The following is a 15,432-nucleotide window of genomic DNA, read 5'->3' as shown; positions in this document are numbered from 1 at the left end:
TGCATGACGGCGGCGACGACGACCTTCCGCTGGCGCGAGCCGAGCATCCTGCCCGGCTTCGGGCTGGCGCTCGGCATCACCGTGACGGCGTTGTCGCTGATCGTATTGATCCCGCTGGCGGCGCTGTTCCTTAAGGCCGCCAGCGCCGGCCCCGCCGATATCTGGGCGGTGGCAACTTCCCCGCGTACGCTCGCTGCGCTGAAGCTCTCCTTCAGCGCAGCGCTGTTCGCAGCGCTGGTCAACGCGGTTTTCGGCCTGATCCTGGCATGGGTGCTGGTGCGCTATGACTTTCCCGGCCGCCGCCTGATCGATGCGGCCGTCGACCTGCCCTTCGCCCTGCCGACAGCGGTCGCCGGCATCTCGCTCGCGGCGATCTATGCGCCCAACGGCTGGGTCGGCTCGCTGCTGGCGCCGCTCGCCTTCAAGCTGACCATCCCCTTCACCGGCCTCTCCCTCGGCTTCGACGGCAAGGTCGCCTATACACCGCTCGGCGTGATGGTGGCGCTGATCTTCATCGGCCTGCCCTTCGTGGTGCGCACCGTCCAGCCCGTGCTGGAGGAGCTGCAGAGCGATGTCGAGGAGGCCGCCGCGCTGCTCGGCGCCAGCCGCTCGCGGACGATCTTCCGGGTGGTGCTGCCCCAGATCCTGCCGGCGTTGATGACCGGCTCGATCCTGGCCTTCGCGCGGGCGGTCGGCGAATACGGCTCGGTGATCTTCATCGCGGGCAATGTGCCGATGGTCTCGGAGATCGCACCGCTCCTGATCGTGATCCGGCTCGAGCAGTTCGACTATGCCGGCGCGGCGGTGGTCGCCACGATGATGCTGCTGATCTCCTTTGCGCTCATCCTGACCGGCAACCTGATCCAGGCCCGCGCCCGCCGGAGGTTCGGCGATGTCTGATGCGACCCTGCCTTCCGCCAGCGCCCAGGAGCCCCGTCGCAGCGCCAGCCGGGCGCGCGGAGAAAGCCCCGTCGTGCAGGTCATCCTGATCGCGGTCTCGCTCGTATTCCTGCTGCTCTTCCTGCTGCTGCCGCTGGTCACGGTCTTCGTCGAGGCCGCCGCCAAGGGATGGGAGGCCTATCGCGCCGCGATCACCGAGCCGGATGCGCAGGCGGCGATCCAGCTGACATTGCTGGTCGCCGCCATTGCGGTGCCTTTCAACGTCATCGTCGGCATCGCCGCCGCCTGGGCGATCGCCAAGTTCGAATTTCGCGGCAAGGATTTGCTGATCAGCCTGATCGACCTGCCCTTCTCGGTCTCGCCGGTAATCTCAGGCCTGGTCTTCGTGCTGCTCTTCGGCGCGCAGGGCTATTTCGGGCCGTGGCTGCAAGCCAACGACATCAAGATCGTCTTCGCGCTGCCGGGGCTGATCCTCGCCACGGTCTTCGTCACCTTCCCCTTCGTGGCGCGCGAACTGATCCCGCATATGCAGTCGCTGGGATCATCCGACGAAGAAGCTGCGCTGACGCTCGGCGCGTCGCCCTGGCGCGTGTTCTTCCGCGTCACGCTGCCGAACGTGAAATGGAGCCTGTTCTACGGCGTGCTGCTCTGCAATGCCCGTGCGATGGGCGAATTCGGCGCGGTGGCGGTCGTCTCGGGCAAGATTCGCGGCCTGACCAACACGATGCCGCTGCATATCGAGATCCTCTACAATGAGTACATGGGCGCGGCCGCCTTCGCGGTGGCCTCGCTGCTGGCAGGGCTCGCGCTCGTCACCCTCGTGCTCAAGACCCTGCTGGAATGGCATTACGGCGATGTGATCTCCGCCAGCCGCCATCACTGACCCACAGACGAAGGATTTCTCGCCATGTCGGTCGCCGTCACCATCGAGACCATCGAAAAGCGCTTCGAGAACTTCCCGGCGCTGCGGGGCGTCTCGCTCGATATCCAGCCGGGAGAGCTGGTCGCGCTGCTCGGTCCCTCGGGTTCGGGCAAGACCACGCTGCTGCGCCTGATCGCCGGGCTGGAAGAGGCCGATCGCGGCCGCGTGCTGTTCGGCGAGACCGATACGCGCGAACTCTCGCTGCGCGACCGCCGCATCGGCTTCGTCTTCCAGCAATACGCGCTGTTCAAGACCATGAACGTCGCCGAAAACATTGCCTTCGGGCTGAAATCCCGGCCGCGGCATGAGCGCCCGAGCAACGACGAAATCCGCAAGCGCGTCCGTGATTTGCTCGACCTCGTTCAGTTGCCGGGACTGGAGAAGCGCTATCCCAGCCAGCTCTCCGGCGGCCAGCGCCAGCGCGTCGCGCTCGCTCGTGCACTGGCCATCGAGCCGCGCGTCCTGCTGCTCGACGAGCCGTTCGGCGCGCTTGATGCCAAGGTCCGCAAGGACCTGCGGGCATGGCTGCGCGAACTGCATGGCCGCACCGGCCACACCACCGTCTTCGTCACGCACGATCAGGAAGAAGCGCTGGAGCTGGCCGACCGCGTCGCCATCCTCAACGAGGGCCGCATCGAGCAGGTCGGCTCGGCCGACGATGTCTACGACCATCCGGCGACGCCCTTCATCTGCGAGTTTCTGGGCGAGGTGAACAAGCTTCCGGTCAAGGTCGTCGGCAGCCAGGCCTTCTTCGGCGACCGGCCGGTGCTTGGCGGATTGTCGCAGAACCAGGGCGGCCCGGCCTCGCTCTATGTCCGGCCACAGCATCTGCGCATCGTCGACGAGACGCCGCTGGCGCTGCCCGGCACGGTCGAGCACCTGCGCCGCAACGGGCCCTTGCGCCGGGCGGAGGTGGCGGTCGAAGGGCTGAAGAAGCGCCTCGAGGTCGATCTCGCCAGTCAGGTCGCCCCGGCGATCGGCGAGCGCATTCGGCTGCGGATCACGCATGGCAACCTGTTTGCGGCGGCGTGATCCCAACGACTCCGGGCAGATAAGCCGTCCTGCTCGCCCTTGTGGCGAGCATCCACGTCTTGAACACGGCATTCGACCAGCGAAGACGTGGATGGTCGGGACAAGCCCGACCATGACGGAAGGTGCGTCGAGAGCAGCTATCGCCATGGGCGATCCGAGGGCTTATCCCTGCTGCCAGTGATTTGCATGGGAGATCGCGATGAAAGCACGCGCGAAATGGGTTGATGGCATGGCCTTCATGGGCGAATCCGGCAGCGGGCACGCCATGATCATGGACGGTGCGCCGGAATATGGCGGGCGCAATCTCGGCATCCGGCCGATGGAGATGCTGCTGATCGGGCTCGCCGGCTGCACCGCTTTCGATGTTGTCGGGATGATCAAGAAGGGCCGCGAGAACATCACCGGCTGCGAGGTCGATGTGGAGGCCGAGCGCGCCACGACCGATCCCAAGGTCTTCACCAAGATCCACCTCGCCTATCGCATCACCGGCAAGGGCCTGTCCCAGGCCAAGGCGGAGCGGGCCGTCACATTGTCGAAGGAAAAATACTGTTCGGCTTCGATCATGCTCGGGGCGACCGCCGAGATGAGCTACAGCCTCGAAGTGATCGACGAATTGCACAAGGAGGCTGCTGAATGAGCCGGGCTGAATTCGCCGGATTGATCACGCCGGACGCGCTCGCCGCGCGGCTTGGCGACGAAAACCTCGTCATCATCGATATCCGCACCGCGGCCGACGGCGCGAAGGCGGCCTTCGAGGCCGGTCATATCCCCGGCGCGGTCCATTCCGACTACGCCGCAGATGGCTGGCGGTCCAAGATCGGCAATGCGCCGGGCATGCTGCCGCCGCTCGACCATCTCGCCGCGCTCGCGGGCCGGCTCGGCATCAAGCCGCATGATGATGTCGTCATCGTGCCCGCCGGGACCGCCGCGACCGATTTCGCCGCGGCAGCGCGGGTCTACTGGACGCTGAAATTCATCGGCCACGGCCAGCAGGCCATCCTCGACGGCGGCTTCAAGGCCTGGGGGGCCGATCCGAAGCGCCCGGTGGAGACTGGTGCCTCCAAGCCGAAGAGCGCGGCCGCTTACCCGGTGGTGGCGCAGCAGGCCCTGCGTAGCACCGCAGATTCGACCCTCGTCGCCTCCAGAAGCAAGCAGGCGAGCCTCGTCGATGCGCGCGGTGCCAGCTATTTCGAAGGCCGCGAGAAATCGGCGGAAGCGGCGCGGGCCGGGCATATTCCCGGTGCAATCCAGCGCGACTATGCCGGTGCCTTCGAGCCTGGCAGCGGCAAGCTGAAAGCCACCCGCGAGCTGGAGCAACTCTTCTCGGCCGTGCCGCAGGGACCGGTGATTTCCTACTGCAATACCGGCCATTCGGCGGCGGCGAACTGGTTCGTGCTGTCGGAGGTTCTGGGCCGCGACGAGGTCGCGCTCTACGACGGCTCGATGACCGACTGGACGCAGGATCCGGACCGCCCGGTCGCGACCGGCAAGGCGGCCTGACGCTCCCTTTCCGTCATGGTCGGGCTTGTCCCGACCATCCACGTCTTCGCCCATTGAGGGCGGTGTTCAAGACATGGATGCTCGCCACAAGGGCGAGCATGACGGCAGAGCCTCCAGTCTTAATTTGCAAAAAGCCGAAAAAGGCTTCAAAGAGCAGCGCGCGCTTGAGCTGCGCCGCTTCCTGACATTCTGAATCGAGCCATCAGCCGATGAACGCCGTCGCGCCGAAAATCTCCTTCGTTTCGCTGGGCTGCCCCAAGGCGCTCGTCGATTCCGAACGGATCATCACCTCGCTGCGCTCCGAGGGCTACGAGCTCTCGAAGAGCCATGCCGGGGCCGACCTCGTCATCGTCAACACCTGCGGCTTCCTCGACTCCGCCAAGGCGGAATCGCTGGAAGCGATCGGCTCGGCCATGGCCGAGAACGGCAAGGTGATCGTCACCGGCTGCATGGGCGCCGAGCCCGAGCAGATCCGCGACGTCTTCCCGAACGTGCTCGCGATCACCGGCCCGCAGGCCTATGAGAGCGTCGTCTCGGCCGTGCACCAGGCCGTGCCGCCGAAGCACGACCCCTTCGTCGATCTCGTACCCGATCAGGGCGTGAAGCTGACGCCGCGGCACTACGCCTATCTCAAGATTTCAGAGGGCTGCAACAATCGCTGCACCTTCTGCATCATCCCGAAGCTGCGCGGCGACCTCGTCTCGCGGCCGATCGGCGATGTGCTGCGCGAAGCCGAGAAGCTGGCCAAGGCCGGCGTCAAGGAACTGCTGGTGATCTCGCAGGACACCAGCGCCTATGGGCTCGACATCAAGTATGCGCCCTCGATGTTCAAGGATCGCGAGATCCGCACCCGCTTCTTCGAGCTCGCCCGGGAGCTCGGCCAGATGGGGATGTGGGTGCGCCTGCACTATGTCTATCCCTACCCGCATGTCGACGAGGTCATCCCGCTGATGCAGGAAGGGCTCGTGCTGCCCTATCTCGACATCCCGTTCCAGCACGCCTCGCCGAATGTCCTCAAGGCGATGAAACGCCCGGCCCATCAGGACCGCACGCTCGACCGCATCCGGAAGTGGCGCGACATCTGCCCGGACCTCGCCATCCGCTCGACCTTCATCGTCGGTTTCCCCGGCGAGACCGAGGAGGACATGGACATCCTCGTCGACTGGCTGAAGGAAGCGAAGCTGGAGCGCGTCGGCGCCTTCAAATACGAGCCGGTCAAGGGGGCACCCGCCAACGATCTTGGCCTCGCCCTCATTCCCGAGGAGGTCAAGGAAGCCCGCTGGCATCGCTTCATGAAGGCGCAGGCCGAGATTTCCGCCCGCATTGTCAAGGGCCGCGTCGGCAAGCGCATCCCGGTGATCATCGACGAAGCCGGCCCGACAGTGGCCAAGGGCCGCTCGAAATGGGACGCGCCGGAGATCGACGGCAATGTCTATGTCGCGAGCCGCCGGCCCTTGCGGGCCGGCGACATCGTCACCGTGAAGATCGAGCGCGCCGACGCCTACGATCTCCACGGGATCGCAGTCTGAGCGGTCACACCCTCAGTTGAAGGTGCAGAGCCGGCGGATGGCGCGGCCGTTGCGGTCACGCGCCGTGCCGAGGCTGCTGCAAGCGTCGCTCGCCGCCACGGTCTCGGCCTGCTCCACCTCTCGGGGTGGCTCGCTGCAGATGCCGCTGGTGCACCCGGTCTGCGCATAGCGCAGGCGCACCGGGCCGGGCACGCGCATGCGTCCCTTCTCGGCGCCTTGCAGGATCGCTTCGGTCGGGGTGGGCGCTCCACCGATTCCCTTGGCCTGCTGGGCCAGCGCGACGCCCGAGAGGGCGATGACGGCGACGAGGAAAGCGGCGGTCTGAAATTTGGACGACATGAGCGTCGAGGTCCTGAATGGTCGCCAGCATGCGCTGACCCCGATTCGTCGCGGCACTTCAGGTCCGGGTTCATAACCCCATGAAAAATGCGCCCGGACGACCGGGCGCATCGCATTCACGTCAAACAATCTCAGGGAATGAGGACGGTCGAGCCCGTGGTCCCACGCGACTCGAGCGCCCGATGCGCATCCGCTGCGTCCTTCAGCGGGAAGGTCGCGTTGACCGGCACCTTGACCTTGCCGCTCAGCACGGCGTCGAACAGGTTCTTCGCCATCGCGATCATGGTTTCGCGCTTGGCCGTGTGGGTGTTGAGCGTCGGGCGCGTCACATAGAGCGAGCCCTTGGCGGCAAGAATGCCGAGATTGAAGGATTCGACCGCGCCCGAGGCATTGCCGAAGCTCGCCATCAGGCCGAAAGGCTTCAGCGTGTCCAGCGACTTCATGAAGGTGTCCTTGCCGACGCCGTCATAGACCACGTCGCAGAGCGCCCCGCCGGTGATCTCCTTCACCCGCGCTGCGAAATCCTCCTCGCGGTAGTTGATGACGTGATCGGCGCCATGCGCCTTGGCGAGCTCCGCCTTCTCCTTCGAGCCGACGGTGCCAATCACGGTCGCGCCCAAAGCCTTGCCCCATTGGCAGAGGATCAGGCCGGTGGCGCCGGCCGCGGCATGGACCAGGATCGTGTCGCCCGGCTTCACCTTGTAGGTCCGGTGCAACAGATATTCGGCCGTCAGCCCCTTCAGCAGCATGCTGGCGGCGGCCTCGTAGGAGATGCCCTCCGGCAGCGCGACGACGGAAGCTGCCGGCACGATGCGCTCCTCGGCATAGGCGCCGAGCCCTGCGACCACGGCGACGCGGTCACCCGGCTTGAACTCGGTGACATTCGGACCGACGGCGAGCACGTCACCGGCGCTCTCGTTGCCGAGCGTGAACGGCATCTGCGGCGCCGGGTAGAGGCCGGAGCGGAAATAGGTGTCGATGAAATTCAGGCCGATTGCCCGGTTGCGGATCAGGATTTCGCCGGGGCCGGGCTGCGGCAGCGTGATGTCCTCGAACTGCAGGACCTCGGGGCCGCCGGTCTTATGGGCGCGAATGGCTTTGACCATGAAAGGCATCTCCTACGGATGGATGCCCGACCATAATTCATCGGGCGGGAAAGGCATCCGTGCCCGACGCAGAACGCACCTTGCGACTTTGCGGCCCGTGGCCAAGACGCGGCGCATCGGCTAGCCAGGAGCGATGAGCACGGACATTGCCGATCAGGTCGATATCGCCATCGTGGGCGCCGGTGCCGTCGGGCTGGCAGCCGCGCTGGCGCTGAGCCGCGAGGGGCGCAGCGTCGCCCTGCTCGGCCCGGTTGCGACGCCGCGCGACGGGCGCACCGTCGCGCTGCTCGACGGCTCCTGGCGGATGCTGGCCGAGCTCGGCGTGCAGGATGCCTTGCTTGAGAAGGCCGCGCCGCTCGCGGTGATGCGGCTCGTCGATGACAGCGGCAGCCTGTTCCGCCAGCCGCCAGTCGAATTCCGTGCCTCCGAGATCGGGCTGGAGGCTTTCGGCTGGAATATCGAGAATGCCGACCTGACGGCGATACTCGCCGAGAAGGCCGGTGCGCTGTCAGGACTACGCATGATCCCCGGATTCGTCCGGTCCGTCGAGCCGGAAGCGGACGGCGTGCGCCTATCCGGTGAAGGCTTCGCAGCGCTGAAGGCCCGGCTCGTCGTCGGCGCCGACGGGCGCAATTCGCAGGTGCGCGCGGCCGCCGGCATCGAAAGCCGCGACTGGCGCTATCCGCAGATCGCGCTAACCGCGATCTTCGATCACCGCCGCGACCATCAGGAAACCTCGACGGAATTCCATACGCGCAAGGGGCCGTGCACGATCGTGCCCCTGCCCGGCCGGCGCTCCTCGCTGGTCTGGCTCGTCGATCCGGAGGAGGCTCCGGCCCTCACCGCGCTCGATGATGCGGCCTTCGCCCTGCGAGTCGAGCGGCAGGTGCAGTCTCTGCTCGGGGCAATGACGGTGTCGGGCCCACGCGGCAAGGTGCCGATGGGGGGGCTCTCGGTCGAGCGCTTCGGTGCCGGGCGCGTGGCGCTGATCGGCGAGGCCGCGCATGTCTTCCCGCCGATCGGCGCGCAGGGGCTCAATCTTGGCCTGCGCGATGTCACGGCGCTGAGCGAGGCGCTGGCGGGCGCCACGGATGCCGGCGCGCCGAGCGTCATCGCCGATTATGACGGGGCTCGGCGGACAGATGTCCGTCTGCGTACCGGCGCGGTCGATATGCTCAACCGCACGCTATTGACCGATCTGCTGCCCGCCGACCTGATGCGCGGTGCCGGCCTGCTGGCGCTGTCGCGGATCGGGCCGCTGCGACGCCTCGTGATGCGGCAAGGGCTGGCCGGCGGCGCGCGCGCCTGAGCGCGTCGCTATTCGCCGAGAAGCTTGCCTGTATCAGCCCCGCTCGCCACGACCTTCCGCAACCCGGCCGCCTGCTCGCGGAAGACTGGTGCCAGCGGCAACGGCGTCGAGACGAGGCGACGGCCGCCGGGTTCCTCGACCTGCGCGTCAAGCAGACCGCGGGCGCTCATCTGCGGATCGGAGACCGCCTCCTCCAGCGTCCGCACCACCGTGCAGCAGCAGTCGAGCGGCTCGATGAGCGCGCGCCAATAGGCAGAACTTTCACTGGCGATGATGGCGGCGATTCCGGCCCGCGTCGCCTGCGGGTCGCGGCGGTCGTCGCGCAGCCTCTCGTCGAGCCCGATCCCCTCGCAGAAGCCCAGCCAGAACTTGGGCTCGATCGCGCCGACCGCCAGAAACCAGCCATCGGCGGTGGCATAGAGCCCGTAGCGCGGGCTCGCACCGGTCAGCAGGCCCTCGCCGCCATCGGGGAAGGAACCGGTCACCTGCCCCTGCGCGAGCCCGTACCAGGCGAAGGTCGGCATTGCGTCGGCCATGGCGATGTCGAGATGGCAGCCCTGCCCGGTGCGGTCGCGCTGGCGCAAGGCCAGCAGGATGTTGAGCACGGCCGGCATCGTGCCACCGGCGATGTCGGCGACGAGCGGCGGTGGCAGAGGCGGCGCCTCGCCGCGTTTCAACGACTGGCCAAGCAGGCCGCCGAGCGCCTGATAGTTGATGTCGTGCCCGGCCTCCTGCGCGCGCGGACCGTGCTGGCCGTAGCCACTGATCGAGCAATAGATCAGGCGCGGGTTGATCGCCTTCAGCGCCTCATGGCCGAAGCCGAGTCGCTCCATCACGCCTGGCCGGAACTGCTCGATCAGGATATCGGCCTTCGCGATCAGCGGGGTCAGCCGCGCCAGCGCGTCCGGCGCCTTGAGATCAAGCTCGACCGAATCCTTGCCCCGGTTGAGCACCGCGAAAGGCGCTGCAGTCTCGCCGAAGCGCGGCGGGAAGCCGCGCATGTCCTCGCCGCCCGGCCGCTCGACCTTGATGACGCGTGCGCCCGCCTCCGAGAGGAACAGGCTCGCCAGCGGCCCGGGCAGGAGCGTCGAGAAATCGAGGACCAGCAGGTCGTCCAGCGGCAGCATCGGCACCCTCAGATTCTTTGCTTCAACGCATTTTCTTCACGCTAACCGGCGTCCACTTCGCTCGACAATGCTTCAGTGAAACAGATCGGCCGCTATCCTGCCTGTCTTCACCAGCCACAGGAAGCCCGAGAGCGTGACCGTCGAGACGATGGTGCCGACGAGGATGCAGGCCGAGGCACGCTCGATCCCGACCTTGTACTGCGTCGAGATGACGAAGATGTTCAGCGCTGGCGGCAGCGCCGCCATGATGATCGCGGCATAGATCCAGTTGATCGGGATGCCGCCGATGGCCGAGAGCAGCACCCAGACCAGGAGCGGATGCAGCAGCAGCTTGATGAAGACCAGAGCCGGGACGCCGGCCGGCATCCGCTTCATCGGCCTCAGTGCTACGGTGACGCCGAGCAGGAAGAGCGCGCAGGGCGCCGCAGCCTGCGACAGCCACAGCACGATCCGGTCGAGCGCTACCGGCAATTCGAACTTGAGATAGCTCGCCAGCACGCCCGCCAGCGTCGCAACGTTGAACGGGTGGGTCAGCACGCGCCAGACCACCTCGCCTGCCGTCGCGAGCAGGCTTTTCTTCTCGACGCCAGCGACGGCCATCAGCAGCGGCACGAGCGAGAACAGCAGGACGCTGTCGAAGACGAAGATCAGCACGACCGGCGCGCTCGCCTCCGGCCCCAGCGCCGCCAGGATCAAAGGCGGGCCCATATAGCCGATATTGGAATAGGCCCCGGCCACACCCTGCATCACCGCTTGCGGCAGGTCGCCCTTGGCAGCTCTGAGTCCGATCACGAGCGACAGGCTGAAGGCGCAGAAGGTCGCCGTCGTGGTGCCCGCGATGAATTTCCAGTTGGCGAGCTCGCTCAAGGGCTTGTCGGCGATCAGCCGGTAGAACAGGGGCGGCAGCGCGACATAGATCAGGAAGAACTGCAGCCAGGCCAGCCCCTCCTCCGGCAACTGCTTGTAGCGGCCGATGGCGAAGCCGAGCAGGATCAGCCCGAAGAACGGCGCGACCAGATTGAAGATGCTGAGGAGGTCGGCCATCGGCGGCGTTTTCGTCCTGCGGAGAAGGCGCCCGCTTTCGACCAAACCCGGCGGACATCTGCATCTAGCGCATGACTCGAAGGCGGCAAGGGCTTTTGGAGCGTGCTCGCCCTCACCCAATGCAATAAAGAGACAGGATACCTAGGATAAATTACGCAATTATATACTTGACAAAGCAGACATGACGAATCAGCGTGACCCGGGACAGGCCGGCACAGAGCTACGCGATATCGATATCACGCCTCAGATGATCGAGGCGGCTGTTTGCGCTTTGCGCGCCCACCTTGGGGAGGCGCTTGACGAGGCGGCTTACTCGCCGGAATTGATAGCCCGTGAATGTCTAGTTCAAGCCCTTTGTCACGCCATTCCAAATAGCAAAACCGCAAGTTCATGAGGGCGCCTGCCGCTCGGTTAAAATCGTTATTCAAGTTCCATATCGATTGCAGATCTCTTTCCGCCATTTTCATGGGGGAGATTTGCTTCGGCATCCTGGATTGCGATTGTTGAATATTCGCGCGAACGTCAAATTGAACAGGGGTTGATTGCGTTTGAGCCCAGCTGTCATGAACTAGGCGATTACGCTTCGGGCACAGCTCGGCTTTTATGTACTTTAGAGTGTCTTCCAAAGCGGCTAACCACCTATCGTACGGCTGTTTGATGATGGCCAATTTGAGGGCGAGGTCGCAGCGGGTCTGTAGAGAAGCGCCGGTCGCATCGATTATTGCGCGGCGCTCGTCAAAGGAGCAGCCCAGAAGCACCTCTAGCAGGCTATTTACGTCATATTCCAGATTGGCGTGACACATACACAGATAGCCAAGCGCCGTTGCGTGATGCTCTAACGAAGGCCACCAAAAGCGACCAAGCTCCGCCGGCTCGGGCGGCAAGTTTATTTGTGAAGGATCGTCAGACATGGGGGCCTCAAAGACAGAGGGCGATAAGCGCCGAGACGAGGTGCTAAAGCGGATGCTGTCGACGCCGCCGAAGCCGCATGAAGCTGGCCGACAGAAAGCCGGCCAGCCAGTAGCCCCAAACGGGCTTAAGGACAGTGAGGGAGTGCCAGGAGGTTATTCGGCTCAACCCCGTCCGAAGTCGTCTTGAGGTACTTCCGGCGGTTACGTTCCTTGACCTCGATCCACACGGAATTGCCGGCGGTGTCGACGGTCCAGAACTGGTAGGTCCCGTTTTCGATCCAAGCGATAAGCTGGTCGATATCGCGATACCAACCGCCGCCGCTGGGGCCCCCAAGGCCTTCGATGCGGCGATCACGGTCTCCGTCATCGGGCTTGTGGCAAGTCACCTGAAATTGTTCGGCCATTTTGCATACCTTTGGTGCTCAAGCCGGGCTTGACCAAAGGCACGATTCGGGAGTCAACTCCGAACCGCTTCACAGCCTGTCCCGCAGCCCGGCTAGGGGTTAAGCGGTCCAGAAATTTCCGCGCCACCGGGCTCCTAACCCCGGTGGCGTTTCCATTTCCGGCGATCAACTGGGGAGGCTGGAGCGATTCGGTCTGCTCGCGCAAGTTGACCACGGCGGGTTGTCCGCACCTATTTTGATTTCGCGCGTCTCTTCCGTAAGAGACGCCTCGCTTTCTGCTTAAGCGAACGCGGTGCCGTTAATCCGCCGATAGGTCAGGCGCTTGCCGTCAATGCCCTTCAAGGCATTGTCGCGGCGCTCAACGTCGCTGACACCGAGCTTGGTGCGGTTGTTGTAGCGGAAATCGAATTCCGCGAGATAACGGAACAGGTGCTTCTCGGCGCAGTGCTGATAGACGCCCTTCATGCCGCGCTTGAAGACAGAGAAGAAGCCTTCTATCGTATTGGTATGGATCGCGCCGCGAACGTACTCGCCAGCCGAATGCTTCACCGTCTCATGGGCGGCGAACTCCGTGCCGGTCTTCGTATAGAGCTTGCTTTCGTCGGTATGGAGCGATGACGAGCGGCGAACGTTGGTGACGACGATCTCGCGGATCGAGGTCACATCGGCCCTATCGACGTGGAAGGAACGAACCGAGCCGCCGCGCTCAACTAGGGCGACAACTGCGCGCTTGCTGGCGAGGCCAGACTTGCCGCGCTTCGTGCGCTTGGTGATGGTTTCCTTGTCACCGAAATAGGTTTCGTCGGCTTCGATGATCTGGCCCTCGCCGCCCATCGGTTCCGGGTTCTCGTCACGCATGGCCTCGCGGATGCGGTGAGCCATGAACCAAGCGGTCTTGTAGGTGACGCCAAGCATGCGGTGGAGCTGGTGTGCGCTCATGCCCTTCTTGCTGGCGCACATCAGATGCACGGCCAGGAGCCACTTGTTGAGCGGGATCTTGGAGCGCTCGAAGACGGTGCCGACCGTCACGGTGAACTGCTCGCGGCATTCGGCGCACTGATAGAGGCCTGGACGATGAGCCTTGCCCTTCAACGCCGCGATGCGGGAAGGATCGGCATTGCCGCAATGCGGACAGACCGCGCCGTTCGGCCAACGCTGGGCTTCCAGATGCTCGCGAGCCTTGTCGGCGTCGGTGAAAATCGGGTTGTCGAGTGCGCCAGACATTGCCTTGCTCCTATGGCTTAGGATCATAGGCCTAAGGGCTGCTTTGTCAAGTATATAAATGTGATAAATTACCCATGCTTCACCATAGGATTAACAACCTAGGCTTATTGCCCCATCCGCCGCCGAAAGAACCATGGACGGCGCCCGGCGTCTCCGCCACAGTCGCTGCATTGCAGCATGGAGCCGCCGATGACGACCAGGACGCCGCGCCAGTTCTTCCGCCCGCTTGCGATCGGCGCGCCGGAGCCCTTCCGCGAATTGCCGCTGCGGCTCGAGCGGATGATCCATTTCGTGCCGCCGCATCTGGAGAAGGTCCGGGCCAAGGTCGGCGAGCTCGCCGGTCAGGTCGATATCGTCCTCGGCAATCTTGAGGATGCGATCCCGGTCGAGGCCAAGCAGGCGGCGCGCGACGGCTTCATCACCATGGGCAAGGCTGTCGATTTCGGCAAGACCGGCCTGTGGACACGCGTCAATGCGCTGAACTCGCCGTGGTTCCTCGACGACATCACCGCGATCATGGGCGAGATCGGCGGCAAGCTCGACGTCGTGATGGTGCCGAAGGTCGAAGGCCCCTGGGACATCCATTATGTCGACCAGTTGCTGGCGCAGTTCGAGGCGCGGCATCAGCTACGCAAGCCGATCCTGATCCACGCCATCCTGGAGACGGCGGAAGGCGTCAAGAATGTCGAGGCGATCGCCACCGCCTCGCCGCGCATGCATGGCATGAGCCTCGGCCCGGCCGACCTTGCCGCCTCGCGCGCGATGAAGACCACTCGCGTGGGCGGCGGGCATCCCGAATACAAGGTGATCGCCGACCTCTCCCCCGATGGCGGATCGCGCGCCGTGGCACAGCAGGATCTCTGGCATTACACGCTCGCCAAGATGGTCGATGCCTGCGCCTCGGCCGGGATCAAGCCGTTCTACGGCCCCTTCGGCGATTTCGCCGACGAAGCGGCCTGCGAAGCGCAGTTCCGCAACGCCTTCCTGCTCGGCTGCGCCGGCGCCTGGACGCTGCACCCCTCGCAGATCGCCATCGCCAAGCGCGTCTTCAGTCCCGATCCGGCGGAGGTCGCTTTCGCCAAGCGCATCCTGGAGGCGATGCCGGACGGCTCCGGCGCCGTGATGATCGACGGCAAGATGCAGGACGACGCCACCTGGAAACAGGCGAAGGTCATCGTCGATCTCGCTGTGCAGGTCGCGGCGCGCGACCCCGCCCTGGCGGAGCGCTACGGAATGTGATGGGACGGCCGGTCCCGATCGATTGATTTCGACGCATTTACGACGCATTGCTTGCGCAAGGCGGCAAGACCTAAGCCGGCGGCGCATTGGCCGGCGCGAGATGGATCTGTCATGGAAGCGCGTTCGGCCAAGTTCAGGATCGGGCAGGTGGTCAAGCACCGCATCTACCCGTTCCGTGGCGTGATCTTCGACGTCGACCCGGTCTTCTCGAATACCGAGGAGTGGTGGATGGCGATTCCGGAAGCGATGCGCCCGTCGAAGGACCAGCCCTTCTACCATCTCTTCGCCGAGAACGAGGAGGCGGAATACGTCGCCTATGTCTCCGAGCAGAACCTCGTCGACGACGATTCCGGCGAGCCCGTGCGCCATCCGCGCGCCAAGGAATTCTTCCGGCGCGACCGCAAGGGCCGCTACAAGCTGGACCGCGCCGACCTGAACTGACGCCTGCCGGGCAACGATCTGCCCTTCCCAGCGGACGCTCCCTCGGCAACGAAGCAACAGCCACGAAAAAGCCGGCCCCGCGAGGGACCGGCTTTTTCGTTTCAGGCTATCGCGTCGCCGCTCAGGGCTTCGGCGGTGTCGCCGGCGCGGCAGGTGCGGCCGGCGCGGCGCCGGGGGCCGGGGCAGCAGCGCCGCCGGCGCCAAGGCGCTGGCGCAGCTCTTCCTGACGCTTGGCGAGTTCGTCCTGGAGCTGCTTCTGCTGGTCCTCGAGCACCTTCGGATCGATCGCAGCGCCGTCGAAGCCCTTGGCGAACTCGGCCAGCGGAATGGTGAAGGTCAGCTCGCGGCCGCCCTGGTTCTGGACGCTGACGTTCAGGTTCGTGCCCTTCTTCATCGCGTTGATGA

The 15,432-nt window shown here is 65.1% G+C and carries 16 protein-coding genes and 1 pseudogene; 9 read left to right on the top strand and 8 right to left on the bottom strand.

Annotation, left to right across the window (positions count from 1 at the left end; translation table 11 throughout):
* The first annotated feature begins 3 nt into the window (after positions 1-3).
* The 6 genes from cysT to rimO all read left to right on the top strand — a co-directional run bounded on the left by cysT (position 4) and on the right by rimO (position 5,883).
* The gene (cysT, locus tag Q0Q36_RS13000; RefSeq protein WP_293798591.1) at positions 4-900 is read left to right on the top strand and encodes a sulfate ABC transporter permease subunit CysT; all 897 of its coding nucleotides are present in this window, start codon (positions 4-6) and stop codon (positions 898-900) included.
* The gene (gene cysW / locus Q0Q36_RS12995) at positions 893-1,783 is read left to right on the top strand and encodes a sulfate ABC transporter permease subunit CysW (protein WP_293798590.1); all 891 of its coding nucleotides are present in this window, start codon (positions 893-895) and stop codon (positions 1,781-1,783) included. Before cysT ends, cysW begins: the two co-directional genes overlap by 8 nt.
* Before the next feature lie 24 nt (positions 1,784-1,807).
* Complete coding sequence (locus Q0Q36_RS12990) at positions 1,808-2,854, top strand: sulfate/molybdate ABC transporter ATP-binding protein (protein WP_293798589.1); 1,047 nt, start codon at positions 1,808-1,810, stop codon at positions 2,852-2,854.
* Positions 2,855-3,053: 199 nt separating this feature from the next.
* Positions 3,054-3,491, top strand: coding sequence for an OsmC family protein (locus Q0Q36_RS12985; protein WP_061968013.1), 438 nt, complete (start codon positions 3,054-3,056; stop codon positions 3,489-3,491).
* Complete coding sequence (locus Q0Q36_RS12980) at positions 3,488-4,354, top strand: sulfurtransferase (protein WP_293798588.1); 867 nt, start codon at positions 3,488-3,490, stop codon at positions 4,352-4,354. The genes Q0Q36_RS12985 and Q0Q36_RS12980 overlap by 4 nt, the downstream gene beginning before the upstream one ends.
* A 209-nt stretch (positions 4,355-4,563) precedes the next feature.
* Positions 4,564-5,883 (top strand): 30S ribosomal protein S12 methylthiotransferase RimO, encoded by a 1,320-nt coding sequence (gene rimO / locus Q0Q36_RS12975; RefSeq protein ID WP_293798587.1) that lies wholly within the window; start codon positions 4,564-4,566, stop codon positions 5,881-5,883.
* A 12-nt stretch (positions 5,884-5,895) separates the two neighbouring features.
* Here rimO and Q0Q36_RS12970 read toward each other — a convergent pair whose 3' ends face one another.
* Together Q0Q36_RS12970 and Q0Q36_RS12965 are read right to left on the bottom strand one after the other, a co-directional pair.
* A complete protein-coding gene (locus Q0Q36_RS12970) occupies positions 5,896-6,222 on the bottom strand; it encodes a hypothetical protein (protein WP_293798586.1) in 327 nt (108 codons plus the stop codon).
* Positions 6,223-6,353: 131 nt separating this feature from the next.
* Positions 6,354-7,328 (bottom strand): quinone oxidoreductase, encoded by a 975-nt coding sequence (locus Q0Q36_RS12965; protein ID WP_293798585.1) that lies wholly within the window; start codon positions 7,326-7,328, stop codon positions 6,354-6,356.
* Between the two features lie 133 nt (positions 7,329-7,461).
* On the opposite strand from Q0Q36_RS12965, the gene Q0Q36_RS12960 reads away from it, so the two are divergent.
* On the top strand, positions 7,462-8,637 hold the full coding sequence (locus tag Q0Q36_RS12960; RefSeq protein ID WP_293798584.1) for a UbiH/UbiF family hydroxylase: 1,176 nt from the start codon (positions 7,462-7,464) through the stop codon (positions 8,635-8,637).
* 8 nt (positions 8,638-8,645) lie between these two features.
* Here Q0Q36_RS12960 and Q0Q36_RS12955 read toward each other — a convergent pair whose 3' ends face one another.
* The 5 genes from Q0Q36_RS12955 to Q0Q36_RS12935 form a co-directional block, all read right to left on the bottom strand.
* Entirely contained in the window at positions 8,646-9,764 is a 1,119-nt protein-coding gene (locus Q0Q36_RS12955; protein WP_293798583.1) for a CaiB/BaiF CoA-transferase family protein, read from the bottom strand.
* Positions 9,765-9,836: 72 nt separating this feature from the next.
* The gene (locus tag Q0Q36_RS12950) at positions 9,837-10,808 is read right to left on the bottom strand and encodes an AEC family transporter (protein ID WP_293798582.1); all 972 of its coding nucleotides are present in this window, start codon (positions 10,806-10,808) and stop codon (positions 9,837-9,839) included.
* A 236-nt stretch (positions 10,809-11,044) separates the two neighbouring features.
* Complete coding sequence (locus Q0Q36_RS12945; RefSeq protein WP_293798581.1) at positions 11,045-11,719, bottom strand: hypothetical protein; 675 nt, start codon at positions 11,717-11,719, stop codon at positions 11,045-11,047.
* A 125-nt stretch (positions 11,720-11,844) separates the two neighbouring features.
* On the bottom strand, positions 11,845-12,123 hold the full coding sequence (locus tag Q0Q36_RS12940; protein ID WP_293798580.1) for a DUF3892 domain-containing protein: 279 nt from the start codon (positions 12,121-12,123) through the stop codon (positions 11,845-11,847).
* Positions 12,124-12,402: 279 nt separating this feature from the next.
* Positions 12,403-13,347: an IS1595 family transposase gene (locus Q0Q36_RS12935; protein ID WP_293798579.1), complete on the bottom strand. Its 945-nt coding sequence runs from the start codon at positions 13,345-13,347 to the stop codon at positions 12,403-12,405.
* Positions 13,348-13,536: 189 nt separating this feature from the next.
* Between Q0Q36_RS12935 and Q0Q36_RS12930 the strand changes: the two genes are divergently transcribed.
* Entirely contained in the window at positions 13,537-14,586 is a 1,050-nt protein-coding gene (locus Q0Q36_RS12930) for a CoA ester lyase (RefSeq protein ID WP_293798578.1), read from the top strand.
* A 111-nt stretch (positions 14,587-14,697) separates the two neighbouring features.
* Positions 14,698-15,027 carry a heat shock protein HspQ gene (hspQ, locus tag Q0Q36_RS12925; protein ID WP_047578680.1) on the top strand — a complete coding sequence of 110 codons (330 nt, stop codon included), beginning with the start codon at positions 14,698-14,700 and terminating at the stop codon, positions 15,025-15,027.
* A gap of 121 nt (positions 15,028-15,148) precedes the next feature.
* Here the strand turns inward: hspQ and Q0Q36_RS12920 are convergent.
* Positions 15,149-15,432, bottom strand: a pseudogene (locus Q0Q36_RS12920) (invasion associated locus B family protein); the annotation flags it as partial.

The sequence above is a fragment of the uncultured Allobosea sp. genome (assembly GCF_945957345.1).
Lineage (GTDB): Bacteria > Pseudomonadota > Alphaproteobacteria > Rhizobiales > Beijerinckiaceae > Allobosea.
Note: the sequence above shows the minus strand (reverse complement) of the source record. Positions and strands in the feature narration are given on the sequence as shown.

Coding starts and splice junctions, on each gene's coding strand:
- Q0Q36_RS12965 (WP_293798585.1), bottom strand. CDS start 7,328: ATGGTCAAAGCCATTCGCGCCCATAAGACCGGCGGCCCCGAGGTCCTG.
- cysW (WP_293798590.1), top strand. CDS start 893: ATGTCTGATGCGACCCTGCCTTCCGCCAGCGCCCAGGAGCCCCGTCGC.
- Q0Q36_RS12960 (WP_293798584.1), top strand. CDS start 7,462: ATGAGCACGGACATTGCCGATCAGGTCGATATCGCCATCGTGGGCGCC.
- Q0Q36_RS12990 (WP_293798589.1), top strand. CDS start 1,808: ATGTCGGTCGCCGTCACCATCGAGACCATCGAAAAGCGCTTCGAGAAC.
- Q0Q36_RS12980 (WP_293798588.1), top strand. CDS start 3,488: ATGAGCCGGGCTGAATTCGCCGGATTGATCACGCCGGACGCGCTCGCC.
- Q0Q36_RS12935 (WP_293798579.1), bottom strand. CDS start 13,347: ATGTCTGGCGCACTCGACAACCCGATTTTCACCGACGCCGACAAGGCT.
- Q0Q36_RS12940 (WP_293798580.1), bottom strand. CDS start 12,123: ATGGCCGAACAATTTCAGGTGACTTGCCACAAGCCCGATGACGGAGAC.
- hspQ (WP_047578680.1), top strand. CDS start 14,698: ATGGAAGCGCGTTCGGCCAAGTTCAGGATCGGGCAGGTGGTCAAGCAC.
- rimO (WP_293798587.1), top strand. CDS start 4,564: ATGAACGCCGTCGCGCCGAAAATCTCCTTCGTTTCGCTGGGCTGCCCC.
- Q0Q36_RS12970 (WP_293798586.1), bottom strand. CDS start 6,222: ATGTCGTCCAAATTTCAGACCGCCGCTTTCCTCGTCGCCGTCATCGCC.
- Q0Q36_RS12950 (WP_293798582.1), bottom strand. CDS start 10,808: ATGGCCGACCTCCTCAGCATCTTCAATCTGGTCGCGCCGTTCTTCGGG.
- Q0Q36_RS12985 (WP_061968013.1), top strand. CDS start 3,054: ATGAAAGCACGCGCGAAATGGGTTGATGGCATGGCCTTCATGGGCGAA.
- Q0Q36_RS12930 (WP_293798578.1), top strand. CDS start 13,537: ATGACGACCAGGACGCCGCGCCAGTTCTTCCGCCCGCTTGCGATCGGC.
- cysT (WP_293798591.1), top strand. CDS start 4: ATGACGGCGGCGACGACGACCTTCCGCTGGCGCGAGCCGAGCATCCTG.
- Q0Q36_RS12955 (WP_293798583.1), bottom strand. CDS start 9,764: ATGCTGCCGCTGGACGACCTGCTGGTCCTCGATTTCTCGACGCTCCTG.
- Q0Q36_RS12945 (WP_293798581.1), bottom strand. CDS start 11,719: ATGTCTGACGATCCTTCACAAATAAACTTGCCGCCCGAGCCGGCGGAG.